This window comes from Bacteroides faecium, from assembly GCF_012113595.1.
Lineage (GTDB): Bacteria > Bacteroidota > Bacteroidia > Bacteroidales > Bacteroidaceae > Bacteroides > Bacteroides faecium.
The window spans coordinates 4,086,392-4,109,018 of sequence record NZ_CP050831.1; the positions used below are offsets into that span (position 1 = coordinate 4,086,392).

A 22,627-nucleotide genomic window follows, 5' to 3' on the forward strand; every position below is an offset into this window, starting at 1 on the left:
AAGTCTTATTTTACGGGTATGAACAGTACAGCGTCGGCAATGACCGTCCCGCTTGTGTCTCCGGTGGATATTTCTACATAGGGCATGGGATTTTTCTGAAAATTGTATGTCCCCAGTTCCACCCATTCTCCCGTAGTCTGTCCTTCTATTCTCACGCTGTCTTTATGTATGACTTTTGTCCAACTATCGGTTCCGTCCGAGATGGAATATGTGATAGCGGGTGATATGTCTTTTCTCATGTGATAATAAGTATAGACTTTGTATTTTCCTTCATGTTCCATATGTGGGGTGAAACGGACGGGCGAACCATTGTGGACTTTGGATTTCAGGAAAGTGGGACCATATCCTCCTTGCTTTTTTATAATCTCCCAATCATTATTGACGGATAAGTCCAGTTCGTTGTCGTCTATCAGTATCTCGGAAAAACTACCGTCCAATAAAGGATTTTCGTGTAGCAATGCCTGTACTTTCTTTATATCGACGGTCTGTACGCTTCCTGTGTTTATGGCTTCTGCTGCGGCGATTGCGGCAGACTGTGCCAATACCATAAATACCGGCTCCATACGGATAGAACCATAGGCGATATGACTGGCAGAGAGACAAACGGGAACGAGCAAGTTCTTACATTCTTCTTCCTTGGGGATGATGGAGCGATAGGATATGGGATAGGGGAGTCCGCCGCCGATTTCTACATTTCCTTCATTTTTTACCATATACTTGCCGTCTTTTTCTACGAGTATCCGTTGACAGTTGTGTGAGTCCATGGTATATGCGGCCATACCAATACCATCGGTGACCGTTTCCCGTCCTTCGCAATGTGCTTGCGTCATTACATAATCCCCTATCATCCTGCGGCTTTCCCTGATATATAGTTGAGGCGACCAATGGTTGTCCTCTGTATATTCGTCTTTGGGATAGCCCCATGCCTGTATTTCATCTCTTAATTCTTGCGGAACCCTGGGATCGGTCTTGTAGAAATAAAGTAATCCCTGGGTATAGTCTTTATGTGCTTTAATGATTTTCGCCCTTTCTTCGTAGGATGCTTCCGGATAGTTATGGTTCATTCCGATCATATCAGTAGAAAATCCTCCCCGGTTATTTATATCCGTCTTATTGTTTGGCATCCGGCTCCAGATAAAATAATGGTTTAGTTTTCTTTTATCGGGTTGGGCGTCAAACAGGCGTAATAGCAACTCATACTTGGTGGAGTCATAATTTTCCGGTCGGGTGATTTCTATTTTGTTAGCTGGATTATCGGTGAGGCAAATACGGTAATTATAGGCTTGCACTAACTTGTCGCCCGTACCGTCCGGTAAAAGTGCAGCAGGACTGATTCCCCATAATAATCCGCTCGTGGAATCGCCTTTTATCTTGTAGGGGTCTATTCCGTCCGGGAACTGGTGTCCTTTCATCAATTGGACGCCATTGTAAGTTTCATTATATAGCTTGTTATCTTCCCGCCCTATCGTGTAGGAAACTCCTGCTTTAGCCATCAGGTCGCCCTCATAAGTACAGTCGATGAATACTTTGGCAACTATGGATTTGCTGGGTTTTGTTCCGTTGGAACTTTCAAGGATGATATTTTTTATATATCCGTTAGCAAGTTGAGTGTCTGTGATTCTGTAATTGTATAAAACCTCGACGCCTGCCCGCTTAATGTAGTCATTAAAGATGCTGTCCGCTACTTTGGGTTCGAATATCCATTGTTCCAGTTTGCCGTAATGAGCTCCCAAACGGCGGTAAAAGTCTTTTGATAATCCGGTCACTACTTGTTTGTTGCCTATATCGGTGAAACCAAGCCCGCCGGAAGTCAGTCCGCCGAGGCGGCTTTGCGGTTCGATAAGCAACACCTTCTTACCTAACATCTTGGCAGAGTATGCTGCTATTACTCCGGCGGAAGTGCCGCCATAGATACATATGTCGTACTCTTCTTCCAGGTTGCTTTTACAACTGGACAGAAAAGTAAGAACGGTCAATAATAGAATAAGTTTCTTCATATCCGTTTTCATTTTACGTTAAACTTAACTTTTTGTAGCTCTTTGTCCAAAGAACTGCCGCCCACCATGACGGTGAACGTGCCCGGTTCGAGTACATATTCGGCTTTATGATTATAGTAGGACAGGTCTTCTCTGTTCAAGCGGAATGATACCACTTTGCTTTCTCCCTTTTCCAGAAGAATACGTTGAAAACGTTTCAGTTCTTTCACCGGACGGGTGGTGTTACTGTAATCATCCCGAATATAAAGTTGGACGATTTCTTCCCCTTGCCTTTCTCCTGTGTTGCTGACATTCACTGTAACCTCTATTTCTTCGTTGGCATCATAATCCGTCTTGTCTGCTTTAAGTTGGCTGTATTTGAAAGAAGTATAACTTAGACCATACCCGAAAGGATAAAGCGGTGTTTTATCCCCGTCGATATAAGGATGGAGAAATTGGGACGGTTTGTGATTATATACCGTTGAAATCTGACCTACGTGCCGTGGAATAGTAATTGGTAACTTTCCGCTGGGATTAACTTTGCCGAAGAGGATTTCCGCAATAGCCTTTCCTCCCATTGACCCCGGTTCCCAGGCTTCAATAATAGCCGGGATATTTTCAGCAATCCATCCGGTGGCAAGGGGGCGTCCGTTTACCAGGATGACAATAGTAGGGACTCCTGTCTTATAGATAGATTCCACAAGATAATGCTGTTTACCCCAAAGGGTGATGTCCATACGGTCCCTGTTTTCTCCGCATGTTTTCTCTTTCCAATGTTGCCGGAAAGAGTCCTCACCGACTACGACGATTGCCAAATCCGAAGACTTTGCTGTTTGTACAGCTTCTTCTATTTTGGCACTGTCCAATGCTCTCAGATTCCAGCCGACATCTACATAATTTATCTGTGCGCCGGATGCTTCCTCTTTTATGCCTTTCAGTATGGTTGAGACATTCTTCTCCGGTTGCTCAAATACCCAGTCGCCCATGATTGACTGGTTGTTGGCGTTAGGGCCTGTCACGAGTATCTTTTTGAACTTTCGGGTGTCAACGGGAAGCAGAGTCTCATTTTTCAAAAGGACGATGGAGCGCCGGGCGATTTCAAGTGCCGTCTGCTGATGTGCTTTGCTGAAAACCGTTTTCTTTATGTCGGCTTCCGTAACATACCGGTTCTCGAATAATCCTAGCTGGAACTTGGCTTCCAGTATCTTGGCGCATGCCTTATTAATTCTTTCTTCCGTCAGTTTTCCTTCTTTTATAAGTTTCAGGATGGCATCGGAAAAAACAGGACCATGCATATGCATGTCTACTCCGCCATCTACGGACAGGAAGAATGCGTCAGTCGTATTTTCGGCTATCCGGTGGCGTGTGCTGATTGCTTCCATATCCATCCAATCGCTTACAATAAACCCGTCGAATCCGTATTCATTGCGTATGATGTCGGTCATCAACCATTTGTTTGCATGGCACGGGACTCCATTTAATTCGTTGTGTGCCGGCATAAGGGTAAAAGGTTTGGCTTCTTGTATGGCTGCTTTGAATGGGGGCAAGAAGAAGTTTCTCAGTTTGCCTTCACTCAATTCTACCGGACCGGCATTGGTTCCGTTATTGGCTATTCCCCCTGCGACGAGATGCTTGGCACAAGCCAATACGGTATTTAACCCTGTAAGATTGTCTGTTTGTAGACCTTTGATAGATGCTACTCCCATGCGGGATACCAGATACGGGTCTTCACCGAATGTTTCTCCGACCCTTCCCCAACGGGCATCGCAAGCTATTTCTATGTTGGGAGTGAAAGCCCAATGAGAACCTGTTGCACGCATTTCGAGGGCTGTCTGCCTGCTTGCCTGTTCTATTAAATCAGGCGCAAATGTGGAAGCCATTCCTATGGGAGACGGGTAAATGGTAGAACCACTGACAAGCCCGTTTCCATGTATGGCATCAATCCCTATCAGCAGGGGAATCTTCAAGCGGCTTTTCTCCGCCAGTTTTTGCAGATGGTTGGCTTCCGCCGGAGTCAGGACATGAAGGAATGAACCGATTTCTCCCCGTGTGACCATCCGTTCTACTCCTGTGGAGTGCAATCCTTTATAGAATCCTCTGGCATGACCGTTCAGTAATTCTTCTTCTGTGATATTCTTCTCCGCGTCGCGCATATGTTCCAGCCCTACATACTGGCACATTTGGGCAACCTTTTCTTGCAGGGTCATCAAGGACATCAGATTTTCCACTCTTGTCCGGACTGGCAGGGAAGAATCAAGATAGAGCGGTCGTTCAGGTATGTCATTAGCCCCGAATACTAAGGGCTGAAAAGCAATTAACAGGATGGATAATAATTTTATTTTCATTGTTTTATAGATAATAATTTCTAATCCGCCCCTATTTTTGTCTTAAATAAGGGCGGTTAAGAATTAATTTATTTTGAGAACCGGGTTATTTTTCCACTTTCATGTCGATGGTGACATTTCCTTTCGAACTGCCGCTGGCAAATGACCTGACAATCATAATGCCATATTTGTCGGCAACAGTTTTGAATCCGATGATAGAGCCTACTCCCAGTTTGTCTGTCAGTTTCTCTACTTCTGCTTCGGATGAATTGGTGTAGAGATTTTGAATCATTTCAGCAGAATTGATTGCCAGGAACTCGTCCGGCGTTATTTGGATAACTTTCAGTTTCGTACTGTTACGATGTTCCCAAGTTGTTATTGCATCCGGTGCTTTGAAAATAGCTTCGATACTTGCGTCAGACGGAGATACGAAATAATAGCCGTATGAACCGTTGCTGTAGAATAGGGTAATGTCGATATTGGCAGATTTGGCAGCAGCTCCCTCTCGTACATAAATTTCTCCGTTCGTAGTATTCAGGAAAGGTCCTGCATCCGTACTGATTTGTGCTCCGATTTTTAGTGTGTAGAATTCGTTTATATCCAATTCCACCGCTCTCGTTACCTCTACGCTGTATTCGCTTCTTACGATACCGCCGTTGGCATCCATCACTTCAAATGTGAATGACAGGTTTTGTCCGGCATTTAAATCTGTAGTTATGTATGAGAATACATAGGTATCGCTGTTGGGATTCTCAAATGTCTCTTTGGCTAAATCTGTAATTTCTAAGCCTTCGAGATATGTTTTTATGCTTCTTAATGTTGTTGCGGAAGTAATCTCAATGTCGAACGCTACCACTTCTCCCGCAGTGACCGTTTCCGGTGCGGTATCAGGAATCCTTATTTCAATTTCCGGTTTGGCTGCCTGGATGTAAACGGCATATTCGGCAGTGGATTTCTTTTCTTCATTATCAGTTGCCTGTATTACAAAGTTCAGTGTTTTACCCACTTCCTCTGATTTTATGGTGTATGATACGCTGTATGAGCCTTTATCCGTATTTTCTGGATATTCTTTGGCACTTCCGGGGATTTCTTGTGAGTCGAGCATGGTAACGACTCTTTTAATACCGGCTGTGCCCGCCATCTCAACAGAAAAACTGAGTTCTGTTCCTGGATAGGCAATGACTGGTTCGTTTCCGACTTTCGTGAATTTGATAGTCGGTTTCGGGTTCTGTTGTATGTTTTCGTCGTCACTGTCACATGCAATGAAGAAGATAGCTGTGAGACACAACAAAATGCCTAATTTATATTTTAATAGTTTCATAGTCGATAATTTTTTTATTGAACAGAAAATGGAATAACCGCACTTGCTACTTTCTTGTTTTTCACATCGCGCACAAAGACTATCAGACGATAATTGCCGACTGTTGAGGGAGCCTTGAATGTAATTCCCTTTTTGGTATTATCATCTATTAATCCGGTGATACCATCCGGCAGGCTACCATCTGAAGAAGCTGTCTTTTCCTTCATAATCATCCAGTCGTAGGTCAGCGCATCCCCATCCGGGTCGGTGGCTGTGACTTTAGCTTCGTTGGATGAGTTCGGGCTGACAATAATAGCGTCTTCCGCTTTCTTGCCATTCATCAGCATATCATTACGGGTTGCTATTACCGGAGCCCGGTTCTTCGGATAACTTCCTGTCCATGCATATTGCATGGCATCGACTGCCGGGAAGGTATATCCTTTCTTGTCAAACAGCCCGTACCAGGTCAGTACTTCTCCGTGAGTCTGGTATCCCCATAAGAATACAAATGAACCTAAGCAACCGTTGTCCTTATTGGCGGCTATATTCTCCTGATAGGCTTTCAGATAGTCGGCTTCTTTTTCACTGCTGGTCTGTTCTACCAAGCCACCCCACGGCAGCACTCTTTCGGGTTCCGGATTCATTTGCCACGTACCGCGAGGTCCGAACTCCGTAATCATATACGGCTTGGTCCAGCCTGCGGACTGAAGATTACCCAATACTCCCGGCAGGTTAGGCGCATACGTATTGACCGAAAGAATATCTATATGCGGTGCCTTTTCTATAATATTCTTGATATGGTTCACATTAGAGGATGCCAATGTCGTTGTAGTAGGATGATTAGGGTCGGTTTCATGAATCATCTTGGCTATATCATTGATGGCATCCCATAGTTTGAGATTGGTGTAGCTTGCTTCCGCTTCATTCCCTATCGACCAGATCAAAAGTGCCGGATGGTCTTTGAAACGTTCGACTGCCGCTTTCATTTCATCAAATTGAGCTTTTACCGCCGCTTCGTTGTTGTAATCGAAACCGTCGGTTTCTCTTTTTACGTAAAGCCCGAAATTGACATAGAGTCCTTTTTCCTGAGCGGCATCCAGAATGGCTTTACTCTTGTCGGACACTCCGTATGTCCTGACAACATTGGCTCCGAAGTCGGCTGCTTCAGCATAGAAGTTGTTACATGCGGCTCCTCTGACATATAGTTCCTGACCGTCTACCAGTAATCTCCATTTCCCGTCTACTTTTGATGTCTCTACTTTAACGGGGGGAACAATCGGCTTTTCTTCAAAAGAACCTTTGGGGATTGTATAGTTGTCATTGTCTGAACACGAAGCGTTCAGGACAGCGGCAAGCACAAAGAATGAGGTAAATAGGTATTTTAGTTTCATAACTTTATTTTTTAGTGGGTACTGATAATAATTGTCCGTCCTGTAGTAATTTATACTTCAATACATCATAAGATATTTTCTGGACAGGTAAATCCGAATCTATCGCCAGAGCGGCGGCAGTGGCTGCCGATTGTCCTAATATCATATATACCGGTTCCATCCTGATTGTACTATAGGCAACATGGGAAGATGACAAACACACGGTTGCCAATAGGTTGGCACATTCTTCCTCTTTGGGAGTCAGTGAGTAATAGCTGATGGGGTAGGGAATGGTAGGGGCAAATATAGTGCCCTCGTTTCTTAACTTGCCTTCCTGGTCGATGACGCGGGATACATAATGGCAGTCAAGGGCATAAGAACCCAGTCCCACCGAATGTCCGGCTGGTGTACGGTCTGTTTTGCGTACATTCTTTTCTGTCATTACAAATGTTCCAATCATCCTGCGGGCTTCCCGCACGTATATTTGATAAGGGAAATTCCGGGTGTCGGTGAATTCGTCTTTTGGCAATCCCCAATCCAGCATCTCCTTGCGGATATGTTCCGGTACACGCTTGTCATGTCCCAGAAACCACAACATGCCCAACGCATAATCTTTATGCAACTGCTCTATTTCCTGCCTGGTCTTATAGTCGGCTTCTGCATAGTCGTAGCTTGCTCCGAAGAAGTCCAGATGGTTGGTATCCGTTTTCTTGTTAGGCATAGGAGTCAATGTTATAATTTGCTGGAGTTTTGTTTCCGGTTCCAGTTTCAACATACGTACATATATCTCATACCATAACGGATTATAATTCTTCGGCTTTTGGATGGATATACGGTTGTTGGGGTCGTTTGTCAGAGTCATTCTGTAACAATAGGCTTGCACGCGTTTGTCCGCATCCCCTTGCTTGCCCCATTTCTGGGCTGTCACGTAAGGTAAAGTGCCTGATTTTACATTCCCTTCCTTGATGTAGGGGCTTATTTTTGTCAGGTCTTTCCCTTGGTCATAATTAATGCGGATGCCGTTATAGGTTTCCCCGTATTGCAGGTTTGATTCGCGTCCTACTGTGTAGGATATTCCTGCACGTGCCAGAAGATCCCCTTCGTAGGAAGCGTCTATAAACATTTTAGCCTCAACTACCTTTCCATTCTCCAGTTGGATGCTCCGGATTATATTCTCTTCTTTCCGGACGTTCTTATCCAGGTCGAGCCGGTGATTGAAAAGAATTTCTACTCCTGCCGTCTTCAGCATATCCCGCATAATTCGTTCGGCTACTGAGGATTCATAGACCCATTGTATCTGCCTTTCATCATTTTTCCCTCTATATGTGCGCTTTAATGTCGAAACCATGAATGATTCCCTGTCTTGGTTGCGCCATACTTCAGGTTGCAGATAGTAGTTGTATATTTTGTTGTAGAATTCTTTTGTTATACCACCTATCAGGTCATTACGGTTCATGTCGGTAGCGGTCAGTCCTGACGTGACAAGACCGCCTACATGGTCGTTTTTCGATATAAGCACTACTTTCTTACCCATACGTGCGCCTTGTATTGCAGCAATTACTCCGGAAGCTGACTCTCCATATATACAAATGTCATATTGTGGAGTATTGGCAAACAAGCCTGTAACGAAAGAACAGAAAAGCAGTGTTAATATGGTAATTTTCTTTCTCATCTTATTATATGTATGTTGTTTCAGTGATTATTTGTATCCTATATTTTGCGGGAAATTTTCGGCTCCCATATTGATAACTTCCGCTTCGGGTATCGGCCATCTCACGAAGTGAGGGTTGGCGGGCAGATTGTTACGTCCGAGAATGGATGCAGGGATTTCCGGATCTCCGGCGTATGCCTTGATTTGTTCAATAAGTATTCCAAGACGCTTCAGGAAATACCATCTGTCGCCTTCGAAAGACAACTCGCGGGCTTGTTCATCCATAATATCTTTCATGGTTAGCACACCGGTGAATTTGTCGTTCCCGGCTCTTTCCCATGTTTTGTTAAAGTAGTATTTAGCTAACGTCTGGTCGTTCTTCATCAAAGCTGCCTCGGCTGCCATTATATAGGATTCGGCAAGACGGTACACTATCACATCTTTATAACTGCGTGTCTCCGAAGCAGTGCGCGTCCATTTATCCCCGTACTTGATGCATCCCGGATATACATTCTTATTGATGCTTCCATTCTTATATAATGGGAAATAATCTCCGGGTTTTACAGTAGCCGAACCGTATGTGATGTTTTTATCAGTCGTATTTTTGTACTGGTGTATGTAGTACTCCTGATAACGTTTGTCCTTAGCCTTGTCATACAGTGAGAATAAATAGGGGCTGGGGAGACATCTTCCGTAAGTATATCCCCAGTTGTCATAAGAACAGGCATATTCTGCAGTTCCACCGATTTCGGTACGGTATTGGGCGATGAAGTAGGCTGCATAGTAATTGCCTTTTGGAGTGGCATTGGATAAATTACCACCCGGATTTTTACTCCACTGTTGCACCATCAGCGCTTCTTTATGATTCAAGTCTCCGGCATTAAATACTTCATTTAATGCAATCAAGTCAAAATGTCCCGATTTCTCTATTTCTTCCACTTGTTCCAGAGTCGTATCCCAGTCTTTGAGCCATAATGCGGCTTTGGCTTTCATATGACGGGCGGCAGCCTGGGTGAATCTTCCCGCTTCATCGGATACCCAGTCGAGGTTTGTAATGGCATACTCCAAATCCTCGTAAATCAAGTCGAACACTTCTTTCTCGGAAGCAGCATGAAAATCCCTCGGATCGTTGACGTTTTCGGCAGTAGTCGGCTGTATGTTCAGCCATATCCTGTCGAATGTGCGGTATAATAGGAAATAAGACTGCGCTCTGAAACATTTGGCTTCTGAGACGGTAGCCCGTAAGGAAGGGGTATCTTCCAAGTCCTCGGCTGCGGCGATTATTTCATTGGCTTTGCCTATGATTTGATACATTGTACGCCACATGAATCCTACCTGACCGGCAGACGGCTTTAAATAATTAGGGTCATAGATGCCGTAAAAGTTACCGGTTCCGCCGTTGGTTACAGCTAAGTCCGTACCTCTTTCCAAAGCGAAGATGGTGGCATTTTCAGTATCATTTGCGTAGTAACGTTGCAATGCGTATAGTGCATTGACCGCGAGTTTTAGCCCTTCCGGTGTTCCGAATACATATTCGGAGCTATACTTCGTCTTGTGCTCTTCATCCAGGAAGTCGGAGCAGGAAGTAGTAAAGAGGAAGCAGGCTGTAAATATAAATAATATATTCTTTTTCATGATTTTATCTTATTAAAATGTCACATTCAATCCAAATAATACAGTCCTGGGTTCGGGATAATCTCCCGGAGTTTGTTCCGGACCGTAAGCCTGTACATCGGTTTTCGTCCAGAAGTTGGACAGTGTCATATAGAGTCTCAGACTTTGCATGTATGCTTTGCTGATAAGGGCACGGGGGAAGTTGTATCCGAAAGTAACGTTTCGCAGACGGACATACGAGGCATCCTGATAACCCAATGAACTGATATATGCGGGAGCTTGCGTCATGTTGGGTGCAGGGGCTTCATTGGACGGGTTATTCTGTGTCCAGTAATTGCGTCGGATACCATTCCGCTTGGCAGTCAAGTCGCCACCATTCTCGAATGTAGTCAGATAAGGGTTGTATATCGTTCCTCCATGAGAGATATACAGGTCGGCGGATAAGTCGAATCCTTTGTAGCTGAAAGATGTGCCGACCGTACCTATCCATTTGGGGTCACGTTGCATCACTACTCTGTCATCGGCTGTTATCTGATTGTCGTTGTTGACATCGCGCAGTTTGATGCTGCCCGGAGTAGCTGTCGGCATATGAGAATTGGCGATATCGTCATCTTTTTGCCAGATGCCGTCAAATACATAGTCGTAATATACATTCATCGGATATCCGACAAACCATTTGTTGTTCACGTCATCAAGCGGTTTTCCATTCTCGTCGACTTGTCCGTCTATCTTTTTAATTTCATTCTTGTTCTTGGTGAAAGTGAAGTTGACATCCCATCTGAAATCCTTGATTTTGACGGGAGTGGTATTCAGCGTTATTTCGATACCATTATTCTTCATTTCCGCCAGGTTCACAGTCTGGGTGGAATATCCGAGCGAGCTTGGGATAGACTTGGTGACAAGCAGGTCGGTAGTCTTGGTATTATAGTATTCTATCGTACCATTGATTCTTCCGTTGAAGAATCCGAAATCAAGTCCGATATTGCCGGAAGTGGACGTTTCCCATTTCAAGTTAGGGTTGGTCAATTCCGTTCCGGGCAGATAACCGATGACAGTCTTGTCTCCGAATTCAGTCAGGTATCTGTCTGTCAAGCCCAGCGACTTATAAGGAGTGACACCCTGGTTGCCGACCGCACCGTAACTTAAACGGAGTTTCAGGTTGGACAGCCATTTGGCTTCTTTTAAGAATGATTCTTCATTTATCCGCCAGGCAAAGGCTCCCGAAGGGAAATAACCGTATTTGTTATTCTTTCCGAAAACGGAAGAACCGTCCACACGCAAGGCAAAGGTGAACAAGTATTTCTCGAACAGGTTATATCTGACACGTCCCAAGAAAGATAGAAGTTTTCTATCGGACAATTCCCAGGTAGGCGTACCGTAGTCATTGGCAGAGCCTATCGCATTATAAGTCAGGTCGTCGTTTGCGAATCCGGTACCGTTTATTCCCAGATTTTTCCATTCGATGACATTGACACTTTGCATAAAGGTTGCGTCGAAATGATGGTTCTTATTGAAATCCTTTACGTAGTTGACTATATTCTCAAACAGGTAGTCGTTGGAGAAACTTGTGCCGGCAGTTGCTTTTCCATTGTTATTGCGTCCTGTCGTATGTTTTGTCCCCTGATAAGTGTTGCTATGGACAGTCCTGGTATTCAAACTTCCGTTTGCACGGTATGACAAGTCCTTTGTGATTTTCCAGTCCACGAAGAAGTTAATCAATAACCGGTCGGTCTGGCTTTTATTGTTTGAGTAGTCGATATTCCATAGAGGGTTGTAGTGGGATTCTCCGGCTTCGGTTACATCTTCGCGCAAGGAACCGTCGTCATTATATACTTTTGCCAGAGGCGGCATGGTGATAAATGAGTTGAAAGAGCCGTCTGCTGTTTTCTTCCATGATTTGGTGTATAAGAAGTTCGTGCCTATTGTCAGGTTTTTCAGTAGTTTGTGGTCGATGTTCAATCGCCCGCTCAAACGTTGGAATCCCGAATTAGGAACCATACCGTTCTGGTCAAAATATCCCAGTCCCAGGGCGTACTTTGTTTTGTCCCCGCCAGATTGTATCAAGATGTCGTGCTTTTGTTGCCAGGCGGAGCTTATCATTAGCTTTTCCCAGTCAACATACTCTCCTGATTTAAGAACGTCGAGCATCAACCCTCTGAAACAGTCGGCTTCATCATAGCTAAGATTGGCATTATAGTATGCTTCCTTACGTAAAGCAGCCCATTCCTCTCCATTGTAAAACTCAAAGTTCTTATGGATACTTTGTGAAGCAGCGTAGGTGTTATAACTGATTTTCATCTTTCCAGTCTGTCCCCGTTTGGTAGTGATCAGTATGACACCATTGGCTGCGCGTGCGCCATAGATTGATTGGGAAGAAGCGTCTTTCAGAACTTCGAGCGATGCTATATCGTTGGAGTTTATATCATCTATACTAGTCATCGGAACACCGTCCACAATATAAAGAGGATCATTTCCGCCGGAAAGCGAACGACGTCCCCGGATCAGAATATTTGAACTGCCACCGGGAGCGGCATTGGACATGGTAACCTGCACACCGGCAGCTTGTCCTCTCAGCATTTCACCCAGGCTGGAAGAGGGGGTGGAATTCAGTTTCTCGGAAGTTACGGAAGATATAGCGCCTGTGACATCACTGCGTTTCTGCACACCGTAACCTACTACTATTACTTCGTCCAGCAGCTCGCTGTCTTCTTTTAGTATGATACGCGCCAACTCTTTACTGTTCGCTTTGACCTCGGTTGTTTGATACCCGATGTATGAGAACTGAATGGTAGCATCTTCGGTTACGTTTGCCAAAGAATAGTTTCCGTTAATATCGGTAATGATACCGTTTGTCGTACCTTTTACTAATACATTGGCACCGATAATGGGTTCACCGTTCTGGTCTGTAACTGTTCCGTTGACGGTTTTGACTCTTGTTGATTTTGTTGTTTCCCGGCTTTTTTGTTTGCCGACGGAGATGGTATTGTTTTTCCTATTGAAATATAAATTGGTCTGTACCGTTATCTTGCTTAAAATATTTTCTAACGAGCTATTGCGTGCTTTGATTGAAATACGTGGAGCGGCATTTACAATTTCCTGGTCATAAAAGAATTTGTAGCCGGTCTGCTTGCTCAATTGATTGAATACATTTTCTACAGTTTCATTCTTGACATCCAGCGTAATGTTTTTCTTTTCCTGTGCCTGTGTATAATAAGGCAATGATGACAAGCATACGAATAGTAAAAAAGCTAAAAATGAATGTACATTTCTGCCTTTCCTTTTTATATTAGGAAGATTATTCATAAATTTGTACGTTTTAGTAATTGAATAGATTATTTAAAACAAAGGCTCGTAATACGCGATACGTTATTCACACGGGTCGAAACGAATGAATATCCGTCCGGATTACGGAATAGGGGCTTCTCTGAGAGACGGCTCCTATTTTTTTGAGATGGGTTTAACCGGGTGCTTTCATAATATGTCTTTTTTAAGTTATAAGTTAAATATTCAAGGTTCTATAAGGTAATACACACTGTAAACTATATACTGGGGTGTGCTTAACATCTTTTTACTGTTTATATAACAGTATGCGGTTTCCTTCCTTCTTATACCGGATACCACTTGTATATTCGATAGATTGAAGAACTGCTTCCAGGCTCTTGTTATCGTGCTCCCCGGAAATCAGATTGTTGAATTTACCGTCGGCAAATGTAATACGGCAATTGTACATTCGTTCCAGTTCCTTTGCCACGTCACGTATCGGAGTACTGTTGAAACGCAGTCCGCCTTTTTTCCATATGGCTACCGGGCGATCTTCCCGTCGTTTGCTGTATTCGCCCGAAATGGTATTGAAAAGTACCTGCTCTTTGCCTTTTAGCCGCATCATTGCTTCCGGCAAGTCCACCTGCACCTTTCCGCTTTCCACTTCTACAGAAACGATTTCATCAGAAGAATAGGATTTTATATCAAAGCAGGTTCCCAGTACACGTACATTGAAACGGCCGGTACTGACAATGAAAGGTTGTTTTTCATTTCTGTGTACCTGAAAATATCCTTCACCTTCCAATACTATTTTACGCTCTTCTCCTGTGAAACTATTCGGATACCGGACATGTGAGCAGGAATTTAGTGTCAGTTGGGTGCCGTCGGGCAGAAGAATCTGTTTGCGTTCGCCATAAGAGGTTGAGGCTTCCAGATAGATAATCTGCCGTTCATTCAGATGTTCCAGATAATGAATTCCGCCCAGTACCAGGCAAACGATTGCTGCTGTGCTGACAGTAGCAACTGCGATACGACGGAGCCAGGTACGTTTTTTATGTTCTATACGTTTCAATAATTGGCGAGCTTCCCGTTTATAGTGTTCACGTTCAAGATCCGTATGAGGTTGCTGTGTGGCGGCTTCTTCCCAGACATCGGAAGATAACTCATTGAGTGTTTCATGATTATCCGGGTCGTGCAGGCTGTTTAGTAGTTGCCGGGCATCCTCTGTTGTATAGAGATCGTCCAGATAACGGCGATATAGTTTTTTATTATTTTCTGTATTCTTCATATTCTGTTATTTAGAATTCGGGTATATCTTAATTTCCCCTTTGTATAATTAGTACACAAAGAAAAAGAATGTCTAGGGTATAGTTAACTTCCTTTAACTGTATGTGCCGTTAGAAACTATCTCCCGCTAAAGATTGAGGCAGATAAGAAGTAAAATCAGGTCAGTGCTGGTAACGGAGTGTTTTTCCAAATACGTACGAAGCGAACGCAAAGAAGATGAGATGTGTTCTTGTACCGTATTGACAGAAATCCCCAATGCTTCTGCTATTTCTTTATGAGACATTTGTTTCTCACGGCTCATTTCGAATATTTCCCGCTGGCGGGAAGTCAGTTGTTCCAGTGCATGAGATATAAGCCTCTGCAAATCATTGGTAATGATTTCATTGTTCGTCTCATTACTGTAGTCTATAGCTTGTGAAAGGATTTGCTCTTTTAGCCGGTCTTCGCTTGCCAGTTCGCGCAAATGGTTTAGAATCCGATTGCGCATGATTGTATATAAATAAGAAGAAAAAGATGTGTCGGGATTAATAAAACGACGACTTTCCCAAATTACAGTGAAGGCATCCTGAAAGATATCCTCTGCGTATTCGCGTGATTTAAGAAAACGCATCGCAAAATATATCAAGCGATTTTTATAAGCCGCATAAAGTTCACAGAATGCATCTTCATCTCCGGCTATCAAGCGGATGACAAGCGAACGTTCATTACCGGGAATATTTGTTGCGCACATATAGCATTTTAGGTTTCAATTCACAAAGGGATTGTTAGAATGTCACAAACGTACGTAAAATCCGGGAAATAAAAAAGGAAAGAAGTCGCTAATCTTTTTCAGATTTATTTCAGTATCATGATTTTTCTTTGCCGAAGATAATTTGCTATCTTTGCAACTTTAACCCGATAATCAATGAGTAGAATATTATTTAATGCTAAGACTTGGCTGTTTGTTTTATTAGTTGGAATGGCGTCCACCGTATGGGCACAAAGTGATGATTTCACTACATGGACCAAGTTTAAAGTGAATCATAAGATTGATTCCCGGTTCTCTGTCTCCGGTGATTTGGAACTGCGCACGAAAGAGGATATGAGCAGGATGGATCGTTGGGGGCTTACCGTCGGTGGTGTCTATCATGCATATTCTTTCTTGAACTTTGGCGTCGGTTATGAAACTCATTTTCGGAATTTGGGTGATTCAGATTGGAAACTCAGACATCGTTATCATATCAGTGCAGTTGCAAGTTTCCGTTATCAATGGTTGAAAGTATCTTTGCGGGAGAGATTTCAGCAGACTTTTGACCTTGGAGATTCGGAGACGCGTCTGCGTTCCCGTTTAAAATTAGCCTATGCACCTACAAAAGGAATTGTTTCACCTTATTTTTCTCTCGAAATTTATCAAAGTCTGGACGATGCCTCTTTTTGGAGAGCTGCTCGTATGCGCTATCGCCCGGGAGTAGAATTTGATTTAGCCAAACGCTGGTCATTAGACGCGTTTTATTGTTATCAGTATGAATCTTCACGGGGAAAACATATTGCCGGAATAGAGGTGGTTTATTCTTTCTGAAAATAGTGGGCTGCTTATATAATAAGGTGTAGGTTTTAATTGGATTAATACACTGGAATATATAAAAGATTGATTATTTGTGTGTTAAATAATAATATGGATATTTCTTAATAAAAATATGTCTTATCTTAATTATAATGTGTACTTTCGCTCCCGGCATTTCAAAATGGAATGCTGAAATTAACGATTCTACAGTAGCAACAGACGTGTTGTATAGTGTCTCATAACCGAAAGCGAATACTTCCCCTTATGCCATTCTTCTGCTCAATCAGAGATTTCTAATTTTGACTAATAGACAATTATAATGAAAACATGTCATGACCTATCAATGGGAATAGGCTCATTTCTTTTTTGTGCAGTTTTACTAACTGCTTGTGTAAATCACATTTCAGAAGAAGAAGGGGAAATAATCAATAATGGAGATATTCCATTGAAATTTGTAGCTGATATTCATGAAGTAGTCAACACTCGTGTGGCAAATAATAATTTTGAAGAAGGGGACGAAGTTGGTTTGTTTGCACTCGCGGGGAATACTACAATGCAGGAAGAACGTTATGCAGATAATCTTCATTTTGTGCGTTCTTCCAGTGGTGAATTTGTATCTGATGAATCGGTTTACTATCCGGACGATGGAGTAACATTGAATTTGATCAGTTATTATCCATATCAAGAAGAAGGAGTGGTAATGGGTGAAAGTACCATGCAAGTATCGGTTGTAACAAGTCAGAATAAACCTGAAGATTATTCACATTCGGATTTTTTAATTGCATCCAAAGAAGACGTATTAGCTAGTAAAGAAGCTGTAGCTCTGACTTATAATCATCAATTTTTTCGCTTGAAAGTTGCTCTTGTTCCCGGTGAAGGGGAAAATGTAGAAGATATGTTATCTGCCAATCCTGCACTTTCTATAAGTGGCTTTTATACTAAGGCAATTTACGATTTTCAGAAAAATACTTTTTCTGCTTATTCTGAAGAGAAAGAAATTACTCCTGCAGGTGAATGGGAAATAAAAGAGGGACGTTTGGTAGGAAAAGAACTTATTCTGATACCACAGGAAGCGACTGTTGGATACCAATATATAACACTGGAAGCTGGGGGAAAACCATATACTAGCTTGTTACCTTCTACTTTACAACTGACAAGCGGTAAGCAAAGAGAACTGGAAATAACATTTGTAGCAGATGAAGATATATTAATGAGTAAAGTCAGTGGAGAAATCGGCGATTGGGATGGAACTGAGGTAGATCAGACCGAATCAGTAACTCTTCATAAATATGTAGATGTATCGAAGCTGACTTTTGAAAAATCAAATGTGTATAGGGTCTTAAATTCAGGAAAGCAAGTTGCTGAAATATGCAAAGAGTACTTGGTTACTCCTGAATTTTCCTCTCAAGCGATTGTTGCCTATCCGATGAAAGAAGATGGTAGTGTTGACTTATCACAAGGAATTGTTGCGCAATTATTGGGAGAGATAGGTAAAGGCAAAATTCATGGTGGAAGCGTTTCATGGAATTTGGAAGACAATTCTTTAACTTATGTTGCCGGAACTTCGACTGCCCGTAATAATGTTTATGTGTTGGCAGATGGGAAAATCTCATTATCGGTAACTGTGGCAGACAATGTTTTACCTGTTTTGGCATTGGAGGATGTTGCCCGCGATGTGCGTGGAGGGATGATTCATAATTATCCATTGGTGAAAATTGGTACTCAATACTGGATGCGGAGTAATTTGGAGACTTCTTTATATATAGATGGTTCTGAAATTCCCGAGTTGACCACAGTAGTAGGAAATATAGCCGGATATTTACAATCTGCAACAGAATATTATTTTTATACTGCTAGTACAGCATTGTCTCGTAATTTTCTGCCAGTTCATTGGGATATTCCTACATGGAAAGACTGGAATGTTTTAAGTAAATATTTAAAAGAGGATGCCGCTTTACTTAAATCAGGTACTTGGCTACCTGTGAATCCAGGTGATGCAGTCGTTTCAGTTAATAATCTATCGGGCTTTAATGGAATTCCTACAGGTATGTTTGTTGAAACAAAACAATCAGTCTTTGAAGGTAAATTCTTGGGATATTGGACTTTAAATGATGAAAAACAAGAAATGGCTGAAATGGTTTTTTATCTGAAAAGTGACGCGAATACGATGGGAGAGGCTAAGGCTGGTATTGACACGAAAGCTTTTGCAATCCGCTGTATCCGAAAGTAAATCCACAGAAATGATTCTTTTTTTTCATATTTTGCTTATATTTGGGAAGAAAAACTAAAAAGAGAGAACCATGAAGAAGATAATAAATCCCTGGAAAGGTCTGGAAGGGTACAACTGTTTTGGTTGTGCTTCACATAATGCATCTGGTGCAAAGATGGAATTTTATGAAGACGGTGATGAAATCGTAAGTATCTGGAAGCCCCGTCCTGAATATCAGGGTTGGATTGATACATTGCACGGTGGCATACAGGCAGTTTTGTTGGATGAAATTTGTGCTTGGGCGGTACTTCGTAAGTTGCAGACAACAGGGGTTACTTCAAAAATGGAGACTCGCTACCGGAAGTCGATTGATACGAAAGATTCTCATATCGTGCTGCGTGCATCCATTAAAGAGGTGAAACGTAACATTGTAATTATTGAAGCCAAGCTATATAATAAGGATGGCGAAGTATGTACGGAAGCCGTTTGCACTTACTTCACTTTCTCGAAAGAAAAGTCGAAGGATGAAATGCATTTTACTCACTGCGATGTAGAGCCGGAAGAGATTCTGCCTTTAATTTGAAATGAAAACTCAAGTTTTTGTGATAAATGTTTGGTAGTATCAAACAAATACTTTACTTTTGTCGCAGTTAATAAAAGAAATATGAAATATACAGCTACACATCATCATCATCATTTTCCTAACGAATAACCGGTGGGCATAGATGATATTGTGTATACTCTATATAACGATAACGAAGGCTTGCCGAATACGGTAAGCCTTTTTTTATTTTTCAACGTACTATACTTGTAATTAATAATAAATAATAAAATAAAGTCATGTTAAGAATCGCAGTACAAGCCAAAGGACGTCTCTTCGAAGAGACAATGGCACTTTTAGAAGAGTCGGATATCAAGTTGAGCACTACTAAACGTACCTTACTGGTGCAATCTCCTAATTTCCCCATCGAAGTTCTTTTCCTTCGTGATGATGACATACCACAGACAGTAGCTACCGGAGTAGCTGATTTAGGAATTGTTGGTGAGAACGAATTTATGGAAAAAGAAGAAGACGCGGAAATCATCAAACGTTTGGGATTCAGTAAGTGTCGTTTGTCATTGGCTATGCCGAAAGATTTGGAATATCCCGGACTGTCATGGTTCAACGGAAAAAAGATTGCGACCTCTTATCCTGTTATCCTTCGCAACTTCTTGAAAAAAAATGGTGTAAAAGCAGAAATTCATGTCATTACCGGTTCGGTAGAAGTATCTCCGGGTATAGGATTGGCTGATGCCATTTTTGATATTGTAAGTTCCGGTTCTACTTTGGTTAGCAATCGCCTGAAAGAAGTGGAAGTAGTGATGAAATCGGAAGCTCTGTTGATTGGCTACAAAAACATGAGTGATGAGAAAAAAGCAGTGTTGGAAGAACTGTTGTTTCGTATGAACGCTGTAAAAACTGCCGAGGATAAGAAATACGTATTGATGAATGCTCCGAAAGATAAACTGGAAGAAATTATTGACGTATTACCGGGCATGAAGAGTCCTACCGTGATGCCGTTGGCACAAGAAGGCTGGTGTTCCGTTCATACAGTACTTGATGAAAAACGTTTTTGGGAAATTATCGGAAAACTCAAAGCACTGGGAGCAGAAGGTATCCTGGTATTACCGATTGAAAAGATGATTGTGTAAAACGTGTTGAGATAAATAATCTGTGGAAGTCTGTATAATCCGTGATAAACCATGAAATTGATTAAATATCCATCAAAAGAACAATGGGCAGAACTTTTGAAACGTCCGGCACTGAATACGGAGAACTTGTTCGATACGGTTCGTACCATTATAAATAAGGTGAGGGCAGAAGGTGACAAAGCTGTACTGGAATATGAAGCTGCCTTTGATAAAGTTACTTTGTCTGCGCTTGCAGTGACTCCTGAAGAAGTGCAGGTTGCCGAAACATTAGTAAGTGATGAACTGAAAGCCGCTATCTCTCTGGCAAAACAAAATATTGAAACCTTTCACTCTTCCCAACGTTTTGCGGGAAAGAAGGTGGAAACGATGAATGGCGTAACCTGTTGGCAAAAAGCAGTGGGTATTGAAAAGGTCGGACTATACATTCCGGGAGGAACAGCACCACTTTTTTCCACTGTATTGATGCTCGCCGTTCCTGCTAGAATAGCAGGATGCAAGGAAATTGTACTTTGTACTCCCCCCGATAAAAATGGAAATATCCACCCTGCCATTCTCTTTGCCGCCCAACTGGCCGGAGTTAGCAAAATCTTCAAGGCAGGCGGTGTACAGGCGATTGCCGCCATGGCTTATGGAACAGAAAGCGTTCCAAAAGTATATAAGATCTTCGGTCCCGGAAATCAGTATGTGACAGCAGCAAAACAATTGGTAAGTCTGCGTGATGTTGCCATTGATATGCCTGCCGGCCCTTCCGAAGTAGAAGTACTGGCTGACGCATCCGCAAATCCGGTTTTCGTGGCTGCGGATTTACTGTCCCAGGCAGAACATGGAGCTGACAGCCAGGCCATGTTGATAACAACTTCCGAGAAACTCCAAACAGAAGTGATGGCAGAAGTGGAGCGTCAACTGGCAGAATTACCCCGTCGTGAGATAGCTGCAAAATCGTTGGAAAACAGTAAACTGATTTTGGTTCAGGATTTGGATGAAGCACTGGAACTAACCAATGCCTATGCTCCCGAACATTTAATCATCGAGACAGAAAACTATTTGGAAGTGGCAGAACGTGTCATCAATGCCGGTTCTGTATTTCTCGGCTCATTAACTCCCGAGAGTGCAGGTGACTATGCTTCGGGCACTAACCATACTTTGCCGACCAACGGATATGCCAAAGCCTATAGCGGTGTAAGTTTGGATAGTTTCATCCGCAAGATAACATTCCAGGAGATTCTTCCGGCAGGAATAAAAGCCATTGGCCCGGCTATTGAAGAAATGGCAGCTAACGAACTTTTGGATGCACATAAGAACGCAGTTACTGTCCGTCTCAAAGCTATTCAAAATTCATAATTTAAAAAATCAAAGAAGTGAAAACGTTACAAGAACTAACCCGTCCGAACATTTGGAAACTAAAACCATATTCTTCGGCCCGTGATGAATATAAAGGAGTGACAGCTTCTGTCTTTTTGGATGCCAATGAGAATCCGTACAATACGCCTCACAATCGTTACCCGGATCCTATGCAATGCGAACTGAAAACACTGCTGTCGAAAATCAAGAAAGTAGCTCCCGAACATATCTTCCTCGGAAATGGTAGCGACGAAGCCATTGATTTGGTCTTTCGTGCTTTCTGCGAACCGGGCAAAGATAATGTAGTAGCTATCGATCCTACTTACGGGATGTATCAGGTTTGTGCAGATGTGAACAACGTTGAATACCGGAAAGTGCTATTGGATGATGACTTCCAGTTTTCTGCTGATAAGTTACTGGCTGCCACAGACGAACATACCAAACTTATTTTCCTTTGCTCACCCAATAATCCGACAGGAAACGATCTGCTTCGTTCCGAAATAGAAAAGATTCTGAATCTGTTTGAAGGATTGGTGATACTGGATGAGGCTTACAGTGATTTTTCCAAAGCTCCATCTTTCCTGGGAGAGTTGGACAAATATTCTAACCTTGTCGTATTCCAGACATTCTCTAAAGCCTGGGGATGTGCTGCTATCCGTTTGGGAATGGCTTTTGCATCCGAAGAAATCATTGGTATTTTGAGTAAAATCAAGTATCCCTATAACGTTAACCAACTCACTCAACAGCAGGCTATCAGTATGCTTCATAAGCATTATGAGATAGAACGTTGGGTCAAGACATTGAAGGAAGAGCGTGATTATTTGGAAGAAGAGTTTGAAAAACTTCCATGTACCATTAAGTTATTCCCGTCCGATGCTAATTTCTTTTTGGTTAAAGTAACGGATGCAGTGAAAATCTATAATTATTTGGTAGGCGAGGGGATTATTGTCCGTAATCGTCATACCGTTTCACTCTGTTGTAACTGCTTGCGCGTGACGGTTGGTACTCGTACAGAGAATAACACCCTATTGGAAGTCCTTAAAAAATACCCAGGATAGA

The 22,627-nt window shown here is 42.6% G+C and carries 15 protein-coding genes; 6 read left to right on the plus strand and 9 right to left on the minus strand.

What is annotated here, in order from left to right; translation table 11 throughout:
• Nucleotides 1-5: 5 nt before the first annotated feature.
• The 9 genes from BacF7301_RS14855 to BacF7301_RS14895 all read right to left on the minus strand — a co-directional run bounded on the left by BacF7301_RS14855 (nucleotide 6) and on the right by BacF7301_RS14895 (nucleotide 15,513).
• Nucleotides 6-1,997 (minus strand): FAD-dependent oxidoreductase, encoded by a 1,992-nt coding sequence (locus BacF7301_RS14855; RefSeq protein ID WP_167963945.1) that lies wholly within the window; start codon nucleotides 1,995-1,997, stop codon nucleotides 6-8.
• Between the two features lie 8 nt (nucleotides 1,998-2,005).
• Complete coding sequence (locus BacF7301_RS14860) at nucleotides 2,006-4,321, minus strand: glycoside hydrolase family 3 N-terminal domain-containing protein (protein ID WP_167963947.1); 2,316 nt, start codon at nucleotides 4,319-4,321, stop codon at nucleotides 2,006-2,008.
• An 85-nt stretch (nucleotides 4,322-4,406) separates the two neighbouring features.
• Nucleotides 4,407-5,621, minus strand: coding sequence for a hypothetical protein (locus BacF7301_RS14865; protein ID WP_167963949.1), 1,215 nt, complete (start codon nucleotides 5,619-5,621; stop codon nucleotides 4,407-4,409).
• Nucleotides 5,622-5,635: 14 nt separating this feature from the next.
• Nucleotides 5,636-6,991, minus strand: coding sequence for a glycoside hydrolase family 2 TIM barrel-domain containing protein (locus BacF7301_RS14870; protein WP_167963951.1), 1,356 nt, complete (start codon nucleotides 6,989-6,991; stop codon nucleotides 5,636-5,638).
• Nucleotides 6,992-6,995: 4 nt separating this feature from the next.
• Nucleotides 6,996-8,642, minus strand: a complete 1,647-nt coding sequence (locus tag BacF7301_RS14875; protein ID WP_167963953.1) for an FAD-dependent oxidoreductase — start codon at nucleotides 8,640-8,642, stop codon at nucleotides 6,996-6,998.
• Between the two features lie 27 nt (nucleotides 8,643-8,669).
• Nucleotides 8,670-10,256: a RagB/SusD family nutrient uptake outer membrane protein gene (locus BacF7301_RS14880; RefSeq protein WP_167963955.1), complete on the minus strand. Its 1,587-nt coding sequence runs from the start codon at nucleotides 10,254-10,256 to the stop codon at nucleotides 8,670-8,672.
• Between the two features lie 12 nt (nucleotides 10,257-10,268).
• The gene (locus BacF7301_RS14885) at nucleotides 10,269-13,538 is read right to left on the minus strand and encodes a TonB-dependent receptor (protein ID WP_167963956.1); all 3,270 of its coding nucleotides are present in this window, start codon (nucleotides 13,536-13,538) and stop codon (nucleotides 10,269-10,271) included.
• 265 nt (nucleotides 13,539-13,803) lie between these two features.
• The gene (locus tag BacF7301_RS14890; RefSeq protein WP_167963957.1) at nucleotides 13,804-14,784 is read right to left on the minus strand and encodes a FecR family protein; all 981 of its coding nucleotides are present in this window, start codon (nucleotides 14,782-14,784) and stop codon (nucleotides 13,804-13,806) included.
• A 126-nt stretch (nucleotides 14,785-14,910) separates the two neighbouring features.
• The gene (locus tag BacF7301_RS14895) at nucleotides 14,911-15,513 is read right to left on the minus strand and encodes an RNA polymerase sigma-70 factor (RefSeq protein WP_167963959.1); all 603 of its coding nucleotides are present in this window, start codon (nucleotides 15,511-15,513) and stop codon (nucleotides 14,911-14,913) included.
• A 174-nt stretch (nucleotides 15,514-15,687) separates the two neighbouring features.
• Between BacF7301_RS14895 and BacF7301_RS14900 the strand changes: the two genes are divergently transcribed.
• The 6 genes from BacF7301_RS14900 (at nucleotide 15,688) to hisC (ending at nucleotide 22,626) form a co-directional block, all read left to right on the plus strand.
• A complete protein-coding gene (locus tag BacF7301_RS14900; RefSeq protein WP_167963961.1) occupies nucleotides 15,688-16,341 on the plus strand; it encodes a DUF2490 domain-containing protein in 654 nt (217 codons plus the stop codon).
• A gap of 304 nt (nucleotides 16,342-16,645) precedes the next feature.
• Nucleotides 16,646-18,556 (plus strand): fimbrillin family protein, encoded by a 1,911-nt coding sequence (locus BacF7301_RS14905; protein WP_167963963.1) that lies wholly within the window; start codon nucleotides 16,646-16,648, stop codon nucleotides 18,554-18,556.
• Between the two features lie 70 nt (nucleotides 18,557-18,626).
• Nucleotides 18,627-19,118: a PaaI family thioesterase gene (locus tag BacF7301_RS14910; RefSeq protein ID WP_167963965.1), complete on the plus strand. Its 492-nt coding sequence runs from the start codon at nucleotides 18,627-18,629 to the stop codon at nucleotides 19,116-19,118.
• A gap of 257 nt (nucleotides 19,119-19,375) precedes the next feature.
• Entirely contained in the window at nucleotides 19,376-20,227 is an 852-nt protein-coding gene (gene hisG, locus BacF7301_RS14915; RefSeq protein WP_167963967.1) for an ATP phosphoribosyltransferase, read from the plus strand.
• A gap of 51 nt (nucleotides 20,228-20,278) precedes the next feature.
• Nucleotides 20,279-21,568, plus strand: a complete 1,290-nt coding sequence (hisD, locus tag BacF7301_RS14920; RefSeq protein WP_167963969.1) for a histidinol dehydrogenase — start codon at nucleotides 20,279-20,281, stop codon at nucleotides 21,566-21,568.
• A 17-nt stretch (nucleotides 21,569-21,585) separates the two neighbouring features.
• The gene (gene hisC / locus BacF7301_RS14925) at nucleotides 21,586-22,626 is read left to right on the plus strand and encodes a histidinol-phosphate transaminase (protein WP_167963971.1); all 1,041 of its coding nucleotides are present in this window, start codon (nucleotides 21,586-21,588) and stop codon (nucleotides 22,624-22,626) included.
• Nucleotide 22,627 lies beyond the last annotated feature (1 nt).